Source organism: Streptomyces sp. NPDC057565 (genome assembly GCF_042801455.1).
In the GTDB taxonomy this organism is placed as follows: Bacteria; Actinomycetota; Actinomycetes; order Streptomycetales; family Streptomycetaceae; genus Streptomyces; species Streptomyces yanii.
Window position 1 is genome coordinate 1 of sequence record NZ_JBHVFU010000099.1, and the last position, 18,655, is coordinate 18,655.

Genomic DNA, 18,655 nt, shown 5'->3' on the forward strand with positions numbered 1-18,655 from the left:
TGCGGGGGAGATCGAGCCGTCCGCCTCCTGAGTCGTCCTTCTGTCGCTGTCCTTCTCGTGAACTTGTCCCTTTCGGCACTCCGGGGCTGCGGTTCGCGGTCGGTCAGGCTGCGGCGTTGAGGGGGACGTCCGCCCCAGCGGATGCCCTTCTCGCTGCGGATGCGGGCGCCTGCGGGCGGTCAGCAGAAGATGAGCTCGACGTCCTTGTCCAAGCAGTACTTCATGACGGTGACCAGCTGGCGGGCGTCGTCGATGCGTCGCTGGAGGACGGGGTCACTGTCCTCGTGTTGTCGCTGCCGCTGGTCGATGATTGCTTCCAGCCTGGGCAGCATGGCCGCGCATTGAGCAGGCACGAGAGAGCCGTCGTCGTCTGGATGGTCGAGTAGTGGGGCCAGCGTGGTGGAGACGCTGCTCCACGTACGCTCTCCACCGAATCCGTTCATCTCAGCAAGGGTGAATCCCTCTACCTGGGCCAGCCACTCCCTGAACATGTTGAAGCCTGTGCGTGCCGACAATCCCGTCACCTTATGCGACCTGCGCGTACTCGTGGATGAGGCCGCCAAGGCGGTCGCGCCGGATGACACGCGATGGGTCATCGGCGGCGGGTGGTTCGGGCGCATCGACACCGTCGGGGCAGCGCTGTCCGAGTGATCGGTGAGGCCGATGTTCGTTGTGATGGGTCGCGTACTCGTCGACGACGAGGCGCAAGTGCCGCTCTCCGGTGATCAGGGCGCGGTCGGTGGCCTCGCGGCGGCATGATCCGACCCAGCGCTCGGCGATCGCGTTCATCCGGGGTACGCCCGGCAGGATGGGCACCACGCGGGCGCCGACGGCGGTGAAGACCGCGTCGAAGCCCTCGGTGAAGTAGCCGGCGTTGTCGCGGATCAGGTACCGGATGCCGGTGGTGCGTGTGTGGTCCAGGTTCATCAGGAGGTTGCGGGCCTGCTGGATGGCCCATTCGGCGTTGACATGGCGGGTGACGCCGGCGATGTGCACTCGCCGGGTGCCGTGCTCGATGAAGAACAGGACGAACAGGCGCCGCAGGAAGACCGTGTCCACGTGGAAGACGTCGACGGCAAGGATCCCCTGGGCCTGGGCGGTGAGGAACTTTGCCCAGGAGCGGTCGGCACGCTGGGGCGCCGGATCGACCCCGGCCCGCTGCAGGATCTCCCAGACGGTGGAGGCGGCGACCTTCCAGCCCAGGTTGAGCAGTTCGCCGTGGATCCGGCGATACCCCCATCCGTCGTTCTCGCGGGCCAGGCGCAGTACCAGGGCGCGCAGTGCCTCGGGCTTGGCAGGGCGGCCCGGGCCTCGGTGCGGGTAGGTCCACTTCTTCGCGACCAGCCTCGCGTGCCAGCGCAGCACGGTACGTGGGGTGACCAGCAGCTTCAGCGTCGAACGATGACGCTTGCTCAGCAGTCGGAGCAGGGCTGCGAGCACCGCTCGGTCCCCGCGGCTGAAGGCGGGCTGGGGACTGCTGCGCTGCAGGACGGCCAGCTGGTGCCGGAGCACCAGTATCTCGACATCCTTGGCCGCGGAGGACCGCGCCAGCAGGCGCAGCCAGCCGAGCATCAAGCACGCGAATCGGTAGACCAGACGGAGCGTCATGACTCCCAAGCGTGCGCCGACGGAGTCACGAGCGCTTTCGACGTGATCACATCGTGACCCTCAAATCGCAGCTCAGCGTAGGTGACAGGATTGTCGGCACCCACAGGTCAGCAACGCAAGGATTGTGACACAATTCGCGACGACGCTCCATCGGTCACTTGACGTTCGGGCGCGCGGGGGGATCGACCGGCGCATCCCTCTCTGTGTTCGGCCCTCGGTGCCCGGACCGTGAAGGGTCTCGTGGCCGCGGTCAGAGATTCGCGGCGCGCAGGGCGCAAAGGGTGTCGAACTTGTGCTCGAAGGCGGTGCGGGCGAAGGGCCGTGCTCTGACCTGCAGGCTTGGTCGTTACGAGTGGCCGCGCTACTGAAGCCGCGAAGAATCTCGTCATGGACCTCGAGGACGCCGGCTGCCGGGCCCGGTTCCTGATCCGGGACAGGGGCGGCAAGTTCCCGGCCCTGTTCAACGCGATCCTCAAGGACGCGGGGATCGAGGCCGTGCTCAACACTGTCCGGACGCCGAGGATGAACTCGATCACGGAAAGATGGGTGCAGACCTGCCGACGCGAGCTCCTGGACCGCACCTTGATCTGGAACCAGCACCATCTCCTCCATGCCCTGCGCGAGTTCGAGCAGTTCTACAACTCCCACCGCCCACACCAGGGCATCGCGAACACTCGGCCGCTACGCCCCTAGCCCACACCGATTGCCAATCCGGACGAGAAAGCCCGCCTCGACATACGCCGACGCGAACGGCTCGGCGGCATCCTGAATGAGTACCAACATGCGGCGTGAGCAGCACGGATGGGGGTTCCGGCAAGCGCACGCTCGTCGTCCACGAACAGACCGTCCGCCTCGGCCTGGCCAACCGGGCGCTCGCCCGTGCCGCGACGCGCTTCGCCGTGTCCTCGGAGTCCTCGCTCCAGTACCTGCCGGACGGCGCCCGTGCGACAGCGGTCGTCACCGGCAACCCGGTGCACCCCGAGGTGCTGTCCGGTTACGGCTTGCCGTACTTCAATGGGCGAACGTACAGGTCGCCTTGGATTGCCCAGAGCTTCGCCTTTTGCATCGTGATCCTCATTGCGTAGAAGGACTCACGATTGAGATTCATGACGGATGAATTATGCCAGGTGAGTTGGTGCCACCCGTCGCCGCGATCTCGGAGTGTGCTGTTGTCGGCTTCGAAGCCGTTTTGGACGACGGTTCCCCCCTGGTTCATCAGGTCCACTTTGACCCAGCCGCCGTCTTCAATGTCGACGAGCAGCTCGACGTTCTCGCCGAAGAAGTTAAAGCCTTGCGATGTGAGGGAGGAGGGCCTGTTCCCTGTTCGGCTGCCGTAGCAAGCGAACTTGTCCTTCTCGATGTAGCCCCTACCGAGTGCGGACTCGCGCCAGCCGGTGTGCTGGCCCTTCCCGCCCATGTAGTAGAAGTACAGCCTTTCTTCGATCTCTACGGGGATCGAGGAGAAGATGACGCTGCTGTCGAAGTCGCCGCGCGGGTACTTCCCCATGCCCTTGCCATGCGGAATGAATGTGCTGTCCTCGGGTGCGACGTTGTTCCACTCAGTTAGATTGATGGACCACTGCAGTGCCAGGTCGACGGTGTCGTAGTGCGGAAGCGTGGTGTCGCCGTCGCGGTACAGCGAGGCAAGCCCGACATAGAGGTCGCCGTACTCGAAGACCGGCATCGAGTAGATCTGAGAGTCGAATCCGTTGCCCCGATGGACCTCGACCGGCTTGGACCAGTTGATGAAGTCGGTGGACCGCGACATCGCGGACACGCGGATGTTGCTGTCCCACAACCGTGTGATGAGTACGTACTCATTCGTGCGCGAGTCGCGGAAGACGAGGTTGTGGCAGTCCGCACCAGGGGACGGGCTGTTGGCCGGCCAGGGCTTGAGATCACTGAAGTGGATGCCGTCGGATGAGAAGGCCACGCACAGCGACGTTCCCCCCGCCTCGCGCAACGTGATCAGCTTGTACCGGCGGGTTGGGTCCGGATCCGCGGGGTCGTAGAGCACGGACGTTCCCTGGGCGTGCTCGAACAGGATGTTGTTGTCCTTGCTGCCATCGAAGCTGACCAGACCCAGCTTGGGCTTCGTCCAGTGCACACCATCGGTGGACTCCGCGTAGCAGCAGCCGGTCTCCCTGTTGGCTATGACGTAGTCCCGCCCGGACCTCTTCTCCGGAGACGTGTTGAGCGACGCCGGATCGCGGAGGAAGAGCGTGTAGTAGCAGCGGAACTTCTTGTGCTCCGGGTCCCAGAAGACGTTCGGGTATCCGTTGTCGAAGCGCGGCTCCCAAGGCAGTCGGGGATTCTCGAAGATCCCCTCCCTGAAAAGGGGATTGTGGTCTACGTCTTTGACGAAACTGCCCATCTCGATCTGGCAGTTCGCCATTCCCCGGTGGCCGTTCCATATACCGGTGTCGAACGCGAAGTACCTGTGCGGCCGACTCGTCGGGTCAGCCAGCGGAGAACCGCTGGCGGTGGGAGTTGCGACCAGTGGCCCGGCACTTGACGGTCCTGCTGCGGCCAGGGTGCCCGCAGCGCCCATCGCCGTCGCAGCCAGGCCGCCGAGCAATACACCCCGCCTCGTCATCGGTCTGAAGGTCTCGTCACTCATGTGCTCTCCTTGCTTTGACGTAAAGGGATGACTCGGACAGCAGACGTAAGACGTCTGCTGTTGCGCACAGGCTGCCAGCGCCCAACATGCGGCGCAAGACTCAGGGCACGTACTTCTTGCCCGTGGACCGTCCACACACCGAGGCCCGTTGCGCCCTTGATCCCTTCCAGCTGTGCGGGGCTTGCCTCCGCGAGGCTGGAGCAGCCGCCGCGTGGTGCGGCTACCAGCAGCGTGAGGTGTGCCTGGACGTGCCCTGCCGAGGGCTCCGAATGCTCTGCGGCCCTTCATCCCACGTAGCCGCGGAGAGGGCTGTGCTGACAGGTCGCCCGGTGTCCGGCTCGCAGCCCTGAGTTGCGCGATGGTCGCCCTATGACCAGGGACTATGCAGTAATCGCTGCTACACGACTCGGCGGGACGCCATCTGAGGCCGGCCGACCTCGTGTTGGGACTGCAGTGTCAGACCCAGCTCGTAGCGTCGTAGGTGAGGGCTCGGATCGGCCAGGCCCCTTCAGATGACGGAGCAAGTCATGGGTGAAATCAGGGTGGGCAAGGAGCATCTGGACCGGTTGCTGACAGACAGCGCGGGGTCGTACGGCGCGCCCTATCAGCAAGCGTTCGCCCAGCTTGCAGAGACTCATCAAGGCAAATCGGCAGCCGAGATCCTGCCCTTGCTGCGCCGCGCAGCCGACCACGCTCTGCTCGAGTTCACTCACGCTGACCTGGCGGAGCAGGCCGAAGCGATCAGTACGGGCAAGCGATACGTCCTGCGCGTCACGGTCACCTGACGTAGCTCACGCACAGACAGCACGGCATCCCACCCGCGCCCGAACGGCAGAGCACGAACTGGGCCGACTTCCTGCGCAGCCAGGCCGACGCGCTGCTCGCCTGCGACTTCTTCGAGACCCGAACCCTCACCGGGGCGCGTCTATACGTTTTCGCCGTCATCGAGCACTCCACCCGGCGCGTCCGGATCCTGGGCGCCACCGCGCACCCCACGGCGGACTGGGTCGTGCAGCTCGGCCGCAATCTCCTCATGGACCTCGAGGACGTGGGCAGCCAGGCCCGATTCCTCATTCGTGACCGCGACTCGAAGTTCACGCAGTCCTTCGACGCCCTGCTGGCCGACGCCGGACTGACAGTCGTCACCACCGGCATCCAGATACCCCGAATGAACTCCGTCGTGGAGCGCTGGATACAGACCTGCCGCAGGGAGCTCCTGGACCGCACCTTGATCTGGAACCAGAGGCACCTCCTGCATGCGCTCCGCGAGTTCGAGACCTTCTACAACCGCCATCGGCCGCACCGAGCCCTGGGCCAAGCCGCACCGCTCCGCCCGCTACCCGAACCGATCAGCGTGTCAGCACAGATCAGGTACCTGGAGGTCGGCCGACGAGACCGACTCAGCGGAACCCTTCATGAGTACCGACATACCGCTTGACCAGGCCGGATGATCTATCGACACCCGCAACCCCGGCGCCGGTCAACTCGCCGAAGAGCGTTGAGCTCACGCGGCTGCTGATCAACGAGACCAGTACGGACGTGCCCAATGCGCCGCCGATCTGCGGCGCGGTGGACTGCAGGCCGCTCGCCACGCCGCCGTCCCTGACGGGCGCGTTGCCGACGATCGCGTCCGAGGACGCCGACATAACCATGCCCACACCGAGACCGACCAGCACGAACGGCGGCCACATGGCGGCGTACGCGGAGTGTGTGTCCCAGGTCAGCATCCACAGGGACGCCACCGCCTCCAGCAGCACGCTGGCCGGCATCGACAGACGCGCGCCGAACCGCTCGGTCAGTGCCGCCCCCAGCGGTGCCGCGACCACGGAGGCCGGGCTCAGCGGCAGGGTGCTCACACCCACCTCGACCGGGGCCAGACCCCGCACGTTCTGCAGGTACAGCATCAGGAAGAAAATAGCGTCGAGCAGCACGAAGAAGTTGATCGCGGTGACGAGGGCGCCGATGGTCAGCGCCGGGCTGCGGAACAGCCGCATGGGCAGTAGCGGGTGCCGAACACGGGTCTCGTACCAGCCGAAGAGCACCAGCAGGACCAGCGCGGGGACGTGGTACGGGAGGCTCACAGCTCAGCGGCCTGATCGGAGTTTGACACCCTCCAGGCTTGACGGCTAACACCGTTAGCCGTATGGTGACGACCGCGCGGCTAACACTGTTAGCTCAATCGGATCAGTCCCGACGCGGAAGGACCACCGTGACCACTACCACGACCACCGGCAGCACCGGCCGGCCCACCAGCATTCCAACCGCGCGGACGGCGCACCGTGGCTGACCGCGTGCAGCAGATCACGGCCGCCGCCCGGGAACTGCTCGAGACTGAAGGGCCGGACGCGTTGTCGATGCGGCGCATCGCCGAGCGGGTCGGCATCCGGGCGCCGTCCTTGTACAAGCACTTCCCCGACAAGGCCGCTGTCGAGGCGGCACTCCAGGGGCAAGGCATGGCCCAGTTGGCGCAGGAACTGGAGGCCGCCGAAGCCGAGATCGGTGTCGAACCGGCCCTGCCTGCGCTCGCCCGCGCCTACCGGCGGCACGCTCTCGCCAACCCGCACCTCTACCGCATCACCCACACCCTGCCGCTCGCCCGCACCGCACTGCCCGAAGGGCTCGAGGAGCGTGCGGCGATGCCGCTGGTCCGCGCGGCGCACGGCGACGTCGACATCGCTCGCTCGCTCTGGGCGTTCGCGCACGGCATGGTCGTGCTCGAACTCGACGGCCGCTTTTCACCCGGCGCAGACCTGGACGCCGCATGGCGAGTCGGCTGGGAGGCGTTCGCCCATGCCATCCGCGACAAAAGCCAGGGAGACACCGCATGACCGTGATCGCTACGGGGCTGGCCACCGCCACCGCCTCCCGCACCGCCGGATACACACACGCCGCGGCATGGATCGTCGGGCTCACCGTCGCATGGGGCGCCACGCCCGAAGTCGGTGACGCACACGCCCGGATCGCGGCCGCGTACGCCGACCGGCCGGTCCAGGCGATCGCCCAGGCGCTGCTCGTGCACGGTGTGGCGGCCGCGAGCCTTGTGGTCGTCGGATCCGGACTGCTCGGCTGGGCCCGCCGGACCGGCAACGCTACAGCTCGCTTCGCCGGATGGGCCGGGACGGCCGCGGCCGCACTCGCGTCTGTGCAACTCGTCCTGGAGCTGATCGCCGTGCTCGGAGCCGATCCGGCGTCACCGGGCAGGACCGGCGCACTGTTCGAGGCGGTCCAGCGCGTGGACGGCGTCAAGATGTTCGCGCTCGCCGCGCTCGCCGCAGCTGCCTGCGCGGCCTCGCGGCACGGCTCACTGCTGCGGCGTTGGGAGGCCGTCACCGGCTGGGCCCTCGCCGCCACGATTACCGCGTCCGGCATCGGCTACCTGCTGCTGTCCACCGCCCTGGCCCCGATGGCGTTCGTATCGCTGCCCCTGCTACTGGTCTGGATCGCCACGCTCGGCGCAGCCCTCGGCCGCCGATCCTGAGCCCGAAGCAACTGGCCACCGCCGGATACAGGGCGAACTCGCCCGCCTCGGCTACCCGATCGCCCCGTCCACGGTCCGGGAGATCCTCCACGCCGCCGGCATCGACCCGGCCCCGCAGCGCTCCGGCCCGACCGGGCGGCCCTCCTCCGGGACCGGGACAGCAAGTACACCCGTTCCTTTGACGCCGTCTTCGAGGCCGACGACGTGGAGATCCTGCTCAGCCCGCCTCGGGCACCGAGAGCGAACGCGATCTGCGAGACAGTCGTGGGCACCCTGCGCCGCGAGGTGCTCGAGCGGGTGCTGATCCACAACGAGGCCCACGCCCAAGCGGTGCTCACCGACTACATCCGGCACTACAACGGGCACCGCCCCCACCAGTCCCGGGCGCAGCTACCCCCGGCCAGCGACGAACCGCCCACCGTAGCCACCGTCACCGACCTCCAGGCGCACCGGATCAGGCGACGCCCCGTTCTCGGCGGCCTGGTGAACGATTACCTCCGCGCCGCCTGACCGAACCCCATCACCGCAGCTCACAGCAGCAATTCGTAATTTCGAGCGGCACAGGCTGGTCGCGGGCTTCCTGGGCGCGCTGCCTGCCCGGCTGATGCACCGGCGGGGCGCGACCGGGATGCGGCGAACCATCACAAAGTAAGCACGCGCGTGTCGCGCCGACGGTGCAGGGCGTTCAGGCAGGCCGACTCCCGGCCGCGGCCCGTTCGGCCGCGGCGAGCACGGCGTCGACGGCGGTGTCGTAGATCGCCTTCGGCGTGACGCTGCTCAGCTCGTCGATGAAGGTCCGGGTGACGGGGTAGGCCGCCTCGGGCAGGCGGGCGTAGACCCGGGTCCAGGTGGTGTCGTCCTTCTCGCGCACCTCGGGATCGAGCGAGCTGAGCGCGGCGGAGTGCGCGCAGAGGCCGAGGGTGGTGTCCACGAAGGTCCGGTAGTGGAGCACGGCCCGGTCGGGGGCCAGTCCCGAACGCGCGAAGGCGGAGAGGATGATCTCCACCAGGCGCTGCTCGGCCGGCCCGCCGGTGGTGCGCGCGAAGGTCAGCACCGTGATCGCCGGGTAGCGGGTCTGGATCCGCCAGGTGCTCTCGGCGACCCGCCGCAGGGTGTCCTGCCACGCCTCGCCCTCCAGCACCTGCCCGATCTCGTCGAGGATCATCTGGATCGTCCGCTCGGCCATGGCGAGCAGCAGCTCGTCCTTGTCGCGGAAGAGCCGGTAGAGGATCGTCGCGTCCACGTCGAGCTCCTGGCCGAGCCGCCGCATCGAGAGCCCGGCGGCGCCCTCCCGCTCGGCGAGCTGGAAGGCGGCGTTCACGGCGGCTTCCCGGCGCAGCTTCCTGCGCTCCTGACGGCTGGGCCGTGCGGCCACGTCGTCGCCGGACCGCTGGGCGGCTGCGCTCGTCGCCGTCTTCTTCGCCATGGCTCTCCTTGATCGGGCGGCTCCGGTGACCCTACCAACGAGTTACCAAGGAAAGTGCCAACACCGTTGACAACAGTGTTTCGCATCGGGTTCCTTATGTCGACCACACCGTTCTCCGTCGCCCCTCCGAGCCGCGAACCCGTGGTCCCTCTCGTCCCCCGTCGTCAGGAAACCCATTGAGCCGCCATATACGCCTCGCCCTCGTGCAGGCACCGGCCGAGTCCTTCGAGCAGTTCGCCGAGGGCCTACGGCTGCGCATGAAGTCGCCCAACCGGGCGGAGCTCGTCGTCTACCCCGAGCTGCACCTGTGTTCCGAGGGCATGGAGACGATGTCCCTGGAGGAGTACTACGCCGTGTACGCGGAGCCGCTCGACGGCCCGCGCGGCAAGGCGCTCGCCGAACTGGCCCGCGAACTCGGGATCTGGCTGATCCCTGGGACCGTGCTGGAACGCGGCGCGGACGGGAAGGTCTACAACACCGCCGTGGTCTACGGCCCGGACGGGAGCCTGGTCGCCCACTACCGGAAGATCTTCACCTGGCGCCCCTACGAGCCCATGTGCGTCGGCCGGGAGTTCGTCGTCTTCGACATCCCGGGGACCGGACGGATCGGCCTGTCGATCTGCTACGACTCCTGGTACCCCGAGGTGACCCGCCACCTCGCCTGGATGGGCGCGGAGCTGGTCGTCAACGTCGTGCAGACGTCGACGTCGGGCCGCGCGCAGGAGATCCCGGTCAACCAGGCGAACGCCATCGTCAACCAGGTCTGGGTCGCCAGCGTCAACGGCGCGGGCCCGACCGCACAGGGCCGCAGCCTCCTCGTCGACCCCGAGGGACACATCCAGGTCGCCGCCGTGGGCATGGAGGACACCACCCTGCTTGCCGTCGTCGACCTCGACCGGGTCGCGGCCGCGCGGAAGTACGGCACGGGCGGCGACTCCTGGCCCTGGGACCACTTCACGCTGGACGACACCCCGCTGGAGCTGCCCCTCTACAACGGCCGCATCGACCCCAGGACCTGGCGGCCCGCGGTCTCCCCCTGGACGCCGGACGCACTGCGCCCGGCCGCCCCCGCAGCCACTGAGGCCGCTGCCCCCGCCACCGGAGAGGACGAGACCCGATGAGCGAGACACAGGACGCCCGCACCGCCCCGCACGACGCGCCGGCGCAGCTCACCGGCCGGCTCTCGCTCGCCTCGGTGGTGACCTTCGGGCTCGCCTACATGGCGCCGAGCCTGGTCATGGTGATCTTCGGCGTGATCGCCGTGGCGAGCGCGGGCACCGCGCCGACCGCGTTCATCGTGGCCACCGCGGCGATGTTCCTGACGGCCCTGAGCTACGCCAAGATGGCCGGGCACTTCCCCGTCTCCGGCTCGGCGTACTCCTACGCCAGGAACCTGCTCGGCGCCCCGGCCGGCTTCCTCGTCGGCTGGGCCGTGCTCCTCGACTACCTCCTGCTGCCGATGGTCGCCTGGCTCGTCCAGTCGCTGTACCTCAACGCGCAGTTCCCGGCCGTGCCGGTCTGGGTCTGGATGCTGCTCAACGCCGTCCTGACGACCGCGGTCAACATCATCGGGCTCACGCTGACCGACCGCGTCAACAAGGTGCTGACCGCGCTGGCCGTGTTCCTGGTCCTGCTGTTCGTCGCCTACTGCCTGGTCCACCTGACCCATCACGCGCCACACTCCTACACCGCGCCGTTCTGGAACACGCACACCACCCTCGGCGGTGTCTCCGCCGCGGCCGCCGTCGCCGCGTACTCCTACCTCGGTTTCGACGCGGTGACCACGCTCTCCGAGGAGGCACGAGACGCGCGGCGGACCATCCCGCGCGCCGTCGTGCTCGTCATCGCGATCGGCGGCCTGCTCTTCGCCGCCGTCGCGTATGTGATGCAGCTGGTCCACCCCGGCGGCGTGTTCGACAACCCGCAGATCGTCGCGTACACGATGTCCGTCGAGGTCGGCGGGCAGACCTTCGCCGACTGGACCAACATCGCCGGGATCGTCGGCGGGTTCGCCTCCGGGCTCGCCGTCCAGCTCAGCTCCAGCCGGCTGCTGTACATCATGGGCCGCGACGGAGTGCTGCCGAAGCGCTTCTTCGGGGCGCTGAACGCCCGGACCGGGACCCCGGTCCTGTGCATCGCGCTCACCGGGGCCGTCAGTCTGTTCGGCCTGGACCTCTCTCTGGAGACCGCGACGTCGTTCATCAACTTCGGCGCGTTCCTCGGCTTCACCGCCGTCAATGTGTGCGTCGTCGTGTACTTCGTCCGCAACCGGGGAGCCCTGGGTTCCGGCGCCGCGAGGGTGCTCGGCTACGTCGTCGCCCCCGCGCTCGGTGTCTGCGTCACCATCTATCTGATGACGCAGCTCAGCGGGGTCGCGCTGACCATCGGCGGCTGCTGGCTCGCCGCCGGGTTCGGCTACCTGCTCTGGCTCACCCGCGGTTTCCGCCGCCCGACGCCCGAACTCGACCTGAACGAGGTCGTGGCGCCCTAGCGGAAGAGTCGCCCTGACGAAAGACGGGTTCCGCCCACGCCGGTGGATCCGGAGGGGCAGCCTGCGCCTCACGGACTGCCTCCGTGCCCGGCCGCGCGTGGCCGGGCGCGGAGGTGGCGGCGAGGTCGGTGGCGGTGCCGGCGGCGCGCAGGGCGGCGACGAAGTCCAGGCAGGTGTCGTGGCGGTCGTCCGGGCTCTTGGCGAGGGCCTTGGCGAAGACCGCGTCGACGGCAGGCCCGAGGTCGGGGCGCGCCTCGCTCGGCGGGGGCGGCGCGTCGTACTGATGCGCCCACAGCAACGCCATGTCGTCCTCGCGCTGGAAGGGCGGGCGGCCGGTCAGGATCTCGTGGACGACGCAGGCGAGGCCGTAGAGGTCGCAGCGGTCTGGCTGTGAGGCGGGGAATTGGGAGCTGAGAGCGTGTACGTTGCGCGCCCTGGCCTTCACGGTGAGCCCGCAGGACGGGGTGTCGGTGAGGAACGCCTGATGACGCAGGCCCTCGTCCTGATCGAACAGGGACAGCTGTGCTCCGGGGTGCGGGCGTTCTCGGCACACGATGATGCGGGTGCCGGCCGGATAGCCGGTCAGGTCGACCATGCCGGTGAGCTCGGCGACCTCGGCGCCGTCACGCAGGGTTCCGTTCTGGTCCAGGGCGGGGTGCCAGAGAGCGTCGGGTATGGCTCGGACAGCACGGCGGACCGGCTCGGTGACCGCGTATCCGACCGAGAACCGCAGGTTGAGGCCGTGCTCACCCAGAGCCCGGACGTGGGCGAGGAAGGCTTTCGCGGATCCGGCGCTGTCGGTGCGGACAAGCCCTCGCCCCACTGCCGCCCGGCCTGGCCCGGCGAGAACCTCAGAGCAGCGTGAGCAGCCGTGGCCGTTTGTCCAGAATCCCAGACTAAATCGGCGCTGCAGGGATCGATCTGCGACGCGGTGGGGTGTGGGGTGTGGCCATGAATCAATCTGCTGCGGAGCCTGGAGACCACGGTATGAACGCTGGCCGCGTTGCGCGGGCGGAAGCGCCGGTGCAGACCGGGATGTCTTCGCCGGAGCCCGCGCGATCCAAACCGGTCCGGCGTGGCCGACCGGAGCCGGTGCGTCGGACGCTTGCCATGATCCACCGCTGGGTGGCGCTGGTGGTCGGTTCGTTGATGCTGGTTCAAATGACGTGCGGCGTTCCGCTCCTGTGGGGTGCCGAGCTGTTCCGGACGCGCAACGCGGACCTTTATCGCCCCACCTACACCGATGTCTCGTTGACGGCAGGCCAAGCGGTCTCGGTGGTCCACAAAGCCTACCCAGGTTTCGCGCCGGGCAGCGTGACGAAGGACGAGGGGATGTGGCTGGTTGCCGATGAACACCTGAACCTCATCTACGGAGTCGATCCGGGTTCGGGCCGCATCACGGGGTCTGGCCACTTCTATGGCGGCTTCCAGGGGCTGATGGAGAACATTCACGCCTTCGGCCTGTCCAGCCCCAACTATCCAGGATACGTGCCGTTCATGGCCCACACGATCCCATCGTTTGGGGTTGCTCAGCTGGAGGGGGTCACGTTTGGGTCGGCGTTGATCGGGATTCTCGGGGTGGTGCTGATGCTGTTGGCGCTGTCCGGGATTGTGCTGTGGTGGCCGGGGATCAAGCGGCTTGCCAGCGGCTTCCGGGTCCGCGCCGGTAAGAGCGGCTACGTACGTGACCGGGATCTGCACAAGGTCGTGGGGATCGTGGCGATTCCCTTCCTGCTGATGTGGGGCCTGACCGGGGCGGCCGCCCAGTTCCCGTTCATCCAGCAGGCCTTCCTGGTCGTCACCGGTGGCCATACCGACCACGCCGACGTGAAGAGCTTGAACTGGGCATTCTCCAGCGATAGAACAAACTCACCGACGGGCGCAGACATCGGCATCGACGCGGCTTCGAAGGCAGCTCTAGCCACCGTTGCCGGGACGATCCACAACACCACCCTGCCCGACCCCGCCGACCCCACCTCGGCCTACCTTTTTGAGATCTCCCAGCCTTCCGGAGACCCGTACAGCCAGACCATGCTGGCCGGGAATGGCTGGGTCTACGTGGACAGGTACGACGCCAAGCACGTAAAGGTGGTCTGGGGCGGTCACGGCTCGACGACTGCGAACACGTTCTACGAGCAGGTGATCTATCCCAGCCACTTTGGGTGGTACGTCAACGGGGGGTGGCGTCTCATCTGGGCCGCGTTCGGGCTGAGTCCGCTCCTGCTGGCGGTGACCGGCGCCTCGACCTGGCTGGTGCGTACCCGCAAACGTCGCGCCCGGCAGGCACGTCGGCAAGCGGTGCCGGCCACATGAGTCAGTCCCTCGCGCTCACCACAGTCCTGTACGCATGCGGACTCGCCGGATGGATCGTGATCCAGTCCCTTCGTGAGACACCCCAACCTCGGATAGTGGTGGCGGCCCTGGGCGTGCTCGAGGTGGCCCTGGTACTGCTGGCCGCGCTCGACGTGGCGACCGTCGCCACTGGCCACCGACCGCGCGACCTGTCCGTGCACCTTGCCTACGTCGGCGCCGCGGTGCTGGTGGTGCCGCTCACAGTGTTGATCGGCGGGGCCGGGCGAAAGAGTGTGGGGATAACCAGTGCGGTCGGGTGCGCGGCGGCCGCGGTCGTCGTACTGAGGATGCAGATGACTGGGGCGGCATAGATGGCTGCTACGTGGACGGGCCGGCTGGATGTGGCGCGAGTACTGCCGGCCACCTATGCGGTGTTTGCTCTCGCTGCCGGGGGCCGTAGCACGGTCCAGCTGGCGACGCACGCCTCGCGAGCCCCGCTGGCCTACACGCTGTCGGCCCTGGCCGCGCTCATCTACCTTGCCGGCCTCATCGCGTTGTTGCGGGCCGGGTCCGGGCCGCGCGCGCACCGGGTTGCGGCTGTGGTGTGCATGGTGGAGCTGGTGGGCGTCGTGGGTGTGGGGGCCGCGAGCCTGCTGGACCCGCGTGCGTTTCCTGACGACACGATATGGTCTCGGTTCGGCAGCGGGTACTGCTTTGTGCCCGCCGTCCTTCCGGTACTGGCGCTGCTCTGGCTTCGGACCGACCACCACGCGGACTCAGTAAAGGTTGCGCCAGGTGCTCGGGTGAGTGCAAGGGATACGCCCCGGATTTAGAGATCTTTAAGGGTATGGGTTGCGTCCGGTCGCAGCGGTTGCCGTCGGCGGCGCTACGCCGGAGGGATGAGGTATCTCGATAGCGGTGGGTTGACGGCCGAGGAACGGGATCGGTGCGAGCAAGTGCGGCTCGCGGCCGCTGACTTGATCAAAGACGGGGTCAGTGACCGAGAGGTGGCCCGGAGGTTCCGTGTGACTCGGGTGCTGGTGAACCGCTAGCCGCCGGGCTGGCATCGGGCGGTCGGCAAGCCCTGATTTCCAAGGGCCCTGGTGGCGCCCGCTGCATGCTCGATGCCAGCCAGCTGCGCGCACTGGAGGCGGTGTTGGAGGACGGTCCGGCCGCGTGCGGCCGGACCGACCAGCGCTGGACTCTCGCCCGGAATCGGGTCACACTCCGGTGGTGCGGGTCACTGCAGCGGGCACCAAGCGGGTTTAGATGGCCGCTCTGATCTTCACCAAGGCCTGCCGCAGGCCACGGCTGATCTACCGGATCCGCCTCGACGATGGCCCCGCGAAGGGCTGGCGCAAGGGCTTCACCGAAACCGATATGCCCGCCTGCTGGATGCCGTCCACAAGCAGCTTGGCGGCCCCGTTGTCCTGGTGTGGGGCAACTTGAACACACGTCAGCCGTGCCGTGCACGAGCTGATCGCCGTCCGGCTTTGGCTGACCGTCTATCAGCTGCCGCCATATGCACCTGAGCTCAATCCGGTCGAGGGCGTGTGGTCGCACGTGAAAAGGTCGATGGCCCCTCACCAAACAGTGTCTCGACCTGCTCACCGCTTTGGTGAAGGCGCGGCTCAAGCGGATGCAGTACCGCCCCAGCTTCATCGGGGGTCTCATCGCCAAGAGCGGACTCGACCTCCAACTGCCGTAACCCCGGCCATCAAGGATCTATGGTGTCGCCGCACAGCCCGACCGAACCACCGACTCGACGACCCAGCTCGGCCGCGGTGCGCACCACTTCCCGAACGACCGAGGCCGTGAGCTCCGGTGTGGCGTGCTCCTCCGGATAGGTCACCGCGATGCTGGCCAGTGGGTAGCCAGTGCGATCCAGGACAGCGGTTGCCACCGAGCACAAGCCGCGGGTGACTTCACCGTGCTCGGTGGCATACCCCCGACGGCGCACGTCGAGGAGCATGGAACGCAACTCGGACAGGGTGTGTGGCCCGACTGGATACCGGTGCGCGAAGGACTCCGGATCGGGGTACAAGGCCCGGACCTGCTCGGGTGGCAGCGTCGCCAGCAGGGCTCGGCCACTGGCGGTGATGTGCGCGGGCAGTCTCACCCCGACTGCGGTCACCAGTAGCGGGCGTCGCGGGGCCCGTTCCTCCAGCACGTACAGCACTTCTCGCCCGTGCAGGACGCCGAGGTGCGTGCTGTTGTGTGTCCGATCTTTCAAAGCGGCCATCGGTATCCGCGCGAGCCGCTGCAGCGGCGCCTGCCGGGAGTAGCCGGCACTGAGCTCGTAGGCGCCGAACCCCAGGCCGTAGGTGCGGTCCTCGGGGTAATGCGCCACGAACCCGGACTGCTGCAGCGTGGCCAGCAGCTGGTAGACGGTTGATCGCGGCAACCCCAGCTCCGTGATGATCACGCTCGCCCGAGTCGGTGCCGGCCGACTGCCGAGGTATTGCAGCACGGCGATGGCCTGTGTGACCGAGGGGACCAACGGCATGCGATCCCCTCAACTTTGTCTGGGATGCTGGACTGTTTCGGGATGCTAACAGGCGCCTGCCCGTCGCGGAACTCATACCGTGAAGCGTCTCCCTGTGTGACCGGTTCTTCCTCGTAGAAGGTGCCTCATGCGTTTTGTTGTTGATCTCAAGGTGTGCCAGGACCACGGACAGTGCGCGTACGCCGCGCGAGCGTTCTCCCTCACTGAGGACGGAAGGCTCGCCTTCCGTCAGCAGAGCGCCAATGTCTATGAATCGGGCGATGTCAGCGATGCCGAGCGCGACGACGTCGAAGAGGCCGCGGACGCCTGCCCCGTCCAGGCCATTGAGATTCGAGACTGACTTGAACAGTCAGACTGCGCAGCGGTGCGTCATCGTGGGCGGATCCCTCGCTGGCCTGCGCGCCGCCGAGGCCGTGCGCCGCTCCGGGTTCACCGGAGAGATCCTGGTCTTCGGTGCCGAGCCCCACATGCCCTACAACAGGCCGCCGCTGTCCAAGGGCGCGCTGGAAGACGACCCCTACCTGGACACCTTGACTTTTCGCCTGTCCCGCGCTGCGACGGACGTGTCCTGGCGCATCGGAACAACCGTGCGCTCCGTCGATCTCCAGCAGCGTTCTCTCACGCTCGCCGACGGCACCAGCGTTGGCTGGGATGGTCTGGTGATCGCCACCGGCGCCCGTCCGCGCCGCCTCGACCTCCCCGGACCGACCGTGGGCCGTCATGTGGTGCGGACGGCCGAGGACGCCATCCAGCTGCGCCAGCAGGTCTACCCCGGAGCTCGCGTGGTCGTGCTGGGCGCCGGGTTCATCGGCTGCGAGGTGGCCGCGACCTGCAGCGTCCTGGGTGCCGACGTGCAAGTCGTGGCACCCGAGGCGGCGCCGATGCACAACCCGTTGGGCCACCTGCTCGGGCAAGAGCTGTGGCGCAGGCACCATCGCCACGGAGTGCAGTTTCATCTCGGTGTCTTTCCCACCACGTTCAGCGGCCCGGGCAGGGTCCGCAAGGTCGAGCTCTCTGACGGCACCAAGCTCGCTGCCGACGTCGTGGTGGAAGCGGTCGGCACCACGCCCAACACCGACCCGTTCGGGGGAAACGGCCTCGACATGTCCGACGGAGTCCTGTGCGACGGTCAGATGAACGTCGAGGGACACCCGGCCGTGGTGGCCTGTGGTGACGTCGCCCGCTTCCCCAACCCGCTCTTCGACCTGATCCCGCGGCGGGTCGAGCACTGGAACATGGCAGTTGACACCGCGCGACGCGCTGGTCGAACACTCGGCGCCTACCTGACCGGGACAGCCAACGACCCGGCACCATTCCGCCCGTTGCCCTCATTCTGGAGTGACCAGTACGACTGGCGGATCCAATCCTTCGGGCTACCCGCACTCGGCGCCGAGGACATCCGCCTCCTAGAGGGCGACCTCGCCAACGAAGCCGCTCTCGGATACCACCGCGACGGCGCCCTGGTCGGTGTCGTCATGCTCGACCTGACCGCTCGCCACGCGCACTACCGGTCACTCGTCGCAGCAGCAACCGAGCAGCAGGAACAAGGCCCCAGGCTTCACGCGTAACTTCCCCAGTCCCGCTGCCAGGACTCAGCGGGACTGGGGTCTGCACCGGCCTCGGTACTGGTGGGCTCGCCCATTCAACTGTCGCCATTTCTCCGGGAATCCATCCTGCCTGGACCGTGTGTGGTTCCCGGGTGCGCCTCGGCTGCAGGTTCTCCGGATTCGGAGGCGAGCGCGTCGTGGTGACCTGGTGGTGTTGAAGGGGCGTTGGCAGCGATGGTGAATTGCCCCTTTGAAGACAACCCCTCGCGACCCTGACAAGTACGCGTCAGCGTGAATTTGGAGAGGGCCCCGATGCAGGAAAATATTCATGAAAGAGCACTATGCATGACTGCATTCCATGCATAGTCTGACCTCCTCGCACCACCATTCCGAGAGAGCACGCGCTCCGGAGCCGAAATCCGGCGACGAGTCCCTTGCCAGCTCCTCGTTGGCCTCGCGCCCGGGCCTTGGCGAGTGACTCTTCACCGGTCGCACCGCATAAACGCATCCATGTGGCACGTCGACTCCTCGAGAAGTCGATGCTCACCCCAATCAGCTACGACCTCGTCCGCAGGAGGACGCAACCATGACTGCACGCACCACCCGTCGTACGACCGCAACGTCCCGGATTGCAGCGGTCTGCGCCATCGCGGTCGCCGGCACCATGCTGCTGACCGCCTGTGGCGA

The 18,655-nt window shown here is 67.5% G+C and carries 17 protein-coding genes and 7 pseudogenes; 16 read left to right on the top strand and 8 right to left on the bottom strand.

Annotated features, from left to right (window positions below):
• Positions 1-179: 179 nt before the first annotated feature.
• Entirely contained in the window at positions 180-515 is a 336-nt protein-coding gene (locus tag ACFU8W_RS49690) for a hypothetical protein (protein WP_384052462.1), read from the bottom strand.
• 10 nt (positions 516-525) lie between these two features.
• Positions 526-1,608 carry an integrase core domain-containing protein gene (locus tag ACFU8W_RS49695; RefSeq protein ID WP_384052463.1) on the bottom strand — a complete coding sequence of 361 codons (1,083 nt, stop codon included), beginning with the start codon at positions 1,606-1,608 and terminating at the stop codon, positions 526-528.
• Positions 1,609-1,995: 387 nt separating this feature from the next.
• On the opposite strand from ACFU8W_RS49695, the gene ACFU8W_RS49700 reads away from it, so the two are divergent.
• Together ACFU8W_RS49700 and ACFU8W_RS49705 are read left to right on the top strand one after the other, a co-directional pair.
• Positions 1,996-2,301: an integrase core domain-containing protein gene (locus ACFU8W_RS49700; protein ID WP_384052464.1), complete on the top strand. Its 306-nt coding sequence runs from the start codon at positions 1,996-1,998 to the stop codon at positions 2,299-2,301.
• Between the two features lie 122 nt (positions 2,302-2,423).
• Positions 2,424-2,606 (top strand): annotated as a pseudogene (locus ACFU8W_RS49705) (UDP-N-acetylglucosamine--N-acetylmuramyl-(pentapeptide) pyrophosphoryl-undecaprenol N-acetylglucosamine transferase); the annotation flags it as partial.
• Here the strand turns inward: ACFU8W_RS49705 and ACFU8W_RS49710 are convergent.
• Positions 2,603-4,228 carry a hypothetical protein gene (locus ACFU8W_RS49710; protein ID WP_384052465.1) on the bottom strand — a complete coding sequence of 542 codons (1,626 nt, stop codon included), beginning with the start codon at positions 4,226-4,228 and terminating at the stop codon, positions 2,603-2,605. The pseudogene ACFU8W_RS49705 and the gene ACFU8W_RS49710 sit on opposite strands and share 4 nt — an antisense overlap.
• 527 nt (positions 4,229-4,755) lie before the next feature.
• Between ACFU8W_RS49710 and ACFU8W_RS49715 the strand changes: the two genes are divergently transcribed.
• Together ACFU8W_RS49715 and ACFU8W_RS49720 are read left to right on the top strand one after the other, a co-directional pair.
• On the top strand, positions 4,756-5,013 hold the full coding sequence (locus ACFU8W_RS49715; RefSeq protein ID WP_384052466.1) for a hypothetical protein: 258 nt from the start codon (positions 4,756-4,758) through the stop codon (positions 5,011-5,013).
• 14 nt (positions 5,014-5,027) lie between these two features.
• Positions 5,028-5,666 (top strand): annotated as a pseudogene (locus tag ACFU8W_RS49720) (integrase core domain-containing protein); the annotation flags it as partial.
• A gap of 28 nt (positions 5,667-5,694) precedes the next feature.
• Here the strand turns inward: ACFU8W_RS49720 and ACFU8W_RS49725 are convergent.
• A pseudogene (locus ACFU8W_RS49725) lies at positions 5,695-6,282 on the bottom strand (MFS transporter); the annotation flags it as partial.
• Positions 6,283-6,507: 225 nt separating this feature from the next.
• Here ACFU8W_RS49725 and ACFU8W_RS49730 point away from each other — a divergent pair.
• From ACFU8W_RS49730 to ACFU8W_RS49740, 3 genes are all read left to right on the top strand, one after another.
• Complete coding sequence (locus tag ACFU8W_RS49730) at positions 6,508-7,056, top strand: TetR/AcrR family transcriptional regulator (RefSeq protein ID WP_384052467.1); 549 nt, start codon at positions 6,508-6,510, stop codon at positions 7,054-7,056.
• Complete coding sequence (locus ACFU8W_RS49735; RefSeq protein WP_384052468.1) at positions 7,053-7,706, top strand: hypothetical protein; 654 nt, start codon at positions 7,053-7,055, stop codon at positions 7,704-7,706. Before ACFU8W_RS49730 ends, ACFU8W_RS49735 begins: the two co-directional genes overlap by 4 nt.
• A gap of 204 nt (positions 7,707-7,910) precedes the next feature.
• Entirely contained in the window at positions 7,911-8,216 is a 306-nt protein-coding gene (locus ACFU8W_RS49740; protein ID WP_384052469.1) for an integrase core domain-containing protein, read from the top strand.
• Between the two features lie 175 nt (positions 8,217-8,391).
• On the opposite strand, the gene ACFU8W_RS49745 is transcribed toward ACFU8W_RS49740, so the two are convergent.
• On the bottom strand, positions 8,392-9,132 hold the full coding sequence (locus ACFU8W_RS49745) for a TetR/AcrR family transcriptional regulator (protein ID WP_384052470.1): 741 nt from the start codon (positions 9,130-9,132) through the stop codon (positions 8,392-8,394).
• A gap of 176 nt (positions 9,133-9,308) precedes the next feature.
• On the opposite strand from ACFU8W_RS49745, the gene ACFU8W_RS49750 reads away from it, so the two are divergent.
• Together ACFU8W_RS49750 and ACFU8W_RS49755 are read left to right on the top strand one after the other, a co-directional pair.
• Entirely contained in the window at positions 9,309-10,253 is a 945-nt protein-coding gene (locus tag ACFU8W_RS49750) for a carbon-nitrogen hydrolase family protein (RefSeq protein ID WP_384052471.1), read from the top strand.
• Positions 10,250-11,623 carry an APC family permease gene (locus ACFU8W_RS49755; protein WP_384052472.1) on the top strand — a complete coding sequence of 458 codons (1,374 nt, stop codon included), beginning with the start codon at positions 10,250-10,252 and terminating at the stop codon, positions 11,621-11,623. The genes ACFU8W_RS49750 and ACFU8W_RS49755 overlap by 4 nt, the downstream gene beginning before the upstream one ends.
• Here ACFU8W_RS49755 and ACFU8W_RS49760 read toward each other — a convergent pair.
• Positions 11,562-12,005 (bottom strand): annotated as a pseudogene (locus ACFU8W_RS49760) (hypothetical protein); the annotation flags it as partial. The gene ACFU8W_RS49755 and the pseudogene ACFU8W_RS49760 sit on opposite strands and share 62 nt — an antisense overlap.
• A 75-nt stretch (positions 12,006-12,080) precedes the next feature.
• Positions 12,081-12,434: pseudogene (locus ACFU8W_RS49765) on the bottom strand (IS1380 family transposase); the annotation flags it as partial.
• Positions 12,435-12,610: 176 nt separating this feature from the next.
• Here ACFU8W_RS49765 and ACFU8W_RS49770 point away from each other — a divergent pair.
• The 4 genes and pseudogenes from ACFU8W_RS49770 to ACFU8W_RS49785 all read left to right on the top strand — a co-directional run.
• A complete protein-coding gene (locus tag ACFU8W_RS49770; protein ID WP_384052473.1) occupies positions 12,611-13,936 on the top strand; it encodes a PepSY-associated TM helix domain-containing protein in 1,326 nt (441 codons plus the stop codon).
• Entirely contained in the window at positions 13,933-14,286 is a 354-nt protein-coding gene (locus tag ACFU8W_RS49775) for a hypothetical protein (RefSeq protein WP_384052474.1), read from the top strand. The genes ACFU8W_RS49770 and ACFU8W_RS49775 overlap by 4 nt, the downstream gene beginning before the upstream one ends.
• 898 nt (positions 14,287-15,184) lie before the next feature.
• Complete coding sequence (locus ACFU8W_RS49780; protein WP_384052475.1) at positions 15,185-15,364, top strand: transposase; 180 nt, start codon at positions 15,185-15,187, stop codon at positions 15,362-15,364.
• A gap of 18 nt (positions 15,365-15,382) precedes the next feature.
• Positions 15,383-15,448: pseudogene (locus ACFU8W_RS49785) on the top strand (IS630 family transposase); the annotation flags it as partial.
• 184 nt (positions 15,449-15,632) lie between these two features.
• Here ACFU8W_RS49785 and ACFU8W_RS49790 read toward each other — a convergent pair.
• Complete coding sequence (locus tag ACFU8W_RS49790) at positions 15,633-16,421, bottom strand: IclR family transcriptional regulator (protein WP_384052476.1); 789 nt, start codon at positions 16,419-16,421, stop codon at positions 15,633-15,635.
• A 127-nt stretch (positions 16,422-16,548) separates the two neighbouring features.
• On the opposite strand from ACFU8W_RS49790, the gene ACFU8W_RS49795 reads away from it, so the two are divergent.
• From ACFU8W_RS49795 to ACFU8W_RS49805, 3 genes and pseudogenes are all read left to right on the top strand, one after another.
• Positions 16,549-16,761 (top strand): ferredoxin, encoded by a 213-nt coding sequence (locus ACFU8W_RS49795; protein WP_384052477.1) that lies wholly within the window; start codon positions 16,549-16,551, stop codon positions 16,759-16,761.
• Position 16,762: 1 nt separating this feature from the next.
• Positions 16,763-17,989 carry an NAD(P)/FAD-dependent oxidoreductase gene (locus tag ACFU8W_RS49800; protein ID WP_384052478.1) on the top strand — a complete coding sequence of 409 codons (1,227 nt, stop codon included), beginning with the start codon at positions 16,763-16,765 and terminating at the stop codon, positions 17,987-17,989.
• Between the two features lie 565 nt (positions 17,990-18,554).
• Positions 18,555-18,655, top strand: a pseudogene (locus tag ACFU8W_RS49805) (ABC transporter substrate-binding protein); the annotation flags it as partial.

Excerpts from the sequence above, each read along its gene's own strand:
- ACFU8W_RS49695 (WP_384052463.1), bottom strand. The coding sequence starts at position 1,608 with ATGACGCTCCGTCTGGTCTACCGATTCGCGTGCTTGATGCTCGGCTGG.
- ACFU8W_RS49700 (WP_384052464.1), top strand. The coding sequence starts at position 1,996 with ATGGACCTCGAGGACGCCGGCTGCCGGGCCCGGTTCCTGATCCGGGAC.
- ACFU8W_RS49710 (WP_384052465.1), bottom strand. The coding sequence starts at position 4,228 with ATGAGTGACGAGACCTTCAGACCGATGACGAGGCGGGGTGTATTGCTC.
- ACFU8W_RS49715 (WP_384052466.1), top strand. The coding sequence starts at position 4,756 with ATGGGTGAAATCAGGGTGGGCAAGGAGCATCTGGACCGGTTGCTGACA.
- ACFU8W_RS49735 (WP_384052468.1), top strand. The coding sequence starts at position 7,053 with ATGACCGTGATCGCTACGGGGCTGGCCACCGCCACCGCCTCCCGCACC.
- ACFU8W_RS49745 (WP_384052470.1), bottom strand. The coding sequence starts at position 9,132 with ATGGCGAAGAAGACGGCGACGAGCGCAGCCGCCCAGCGGTCCGGCGAC.
- ACFU8W_RS49755 (WP_384052472.1), top strand. The coding sequence starts at position 10,250 with ATGAGCGAGACACAGGACGCCCGCACCGCCCCGCACGACGCGCCGGCG.
- ACFU8W_RS49770 (WP_384052473.1), top strand. The coding sequence starts at position 12,611 with ATGAACGCTGGCCGCGTTGCGCGGGCGGAAGCGCCGGTGCAGACCGGG.
- ACFU8W_RS49775 (WP_384052474.1), top strand. The coding sequence starts at position 13,933 with ATGAGTCAGTCCCTCGCGCTCACCACAGTCCTGTACGCATGCGGACTC.
- ACFU8W_RS49780 (WP_384052475.1), top strand. The coding sequence starts at position 15,185 with ATGGCCGCTCTGATCTTCACCAAGGCCTGCCGCAGGCCACGGCTGATC.
- ACFU8W_RS49790 (WP_384052476.1), bottom strand. The coding sequence starts at position 16,421 with ATGCCGTTGGTCCCCTCGGTCACACAGGCCATCGCCGTGCTGCAATAC.
- ACFU8W_RS49795 (WP_384052477.1), top strand. The coding sequence starts at position 16,549 with ATGCGTTTTGTTGTTGATCTCAAGGTGTGCCAGGACCACGGACAGTGC.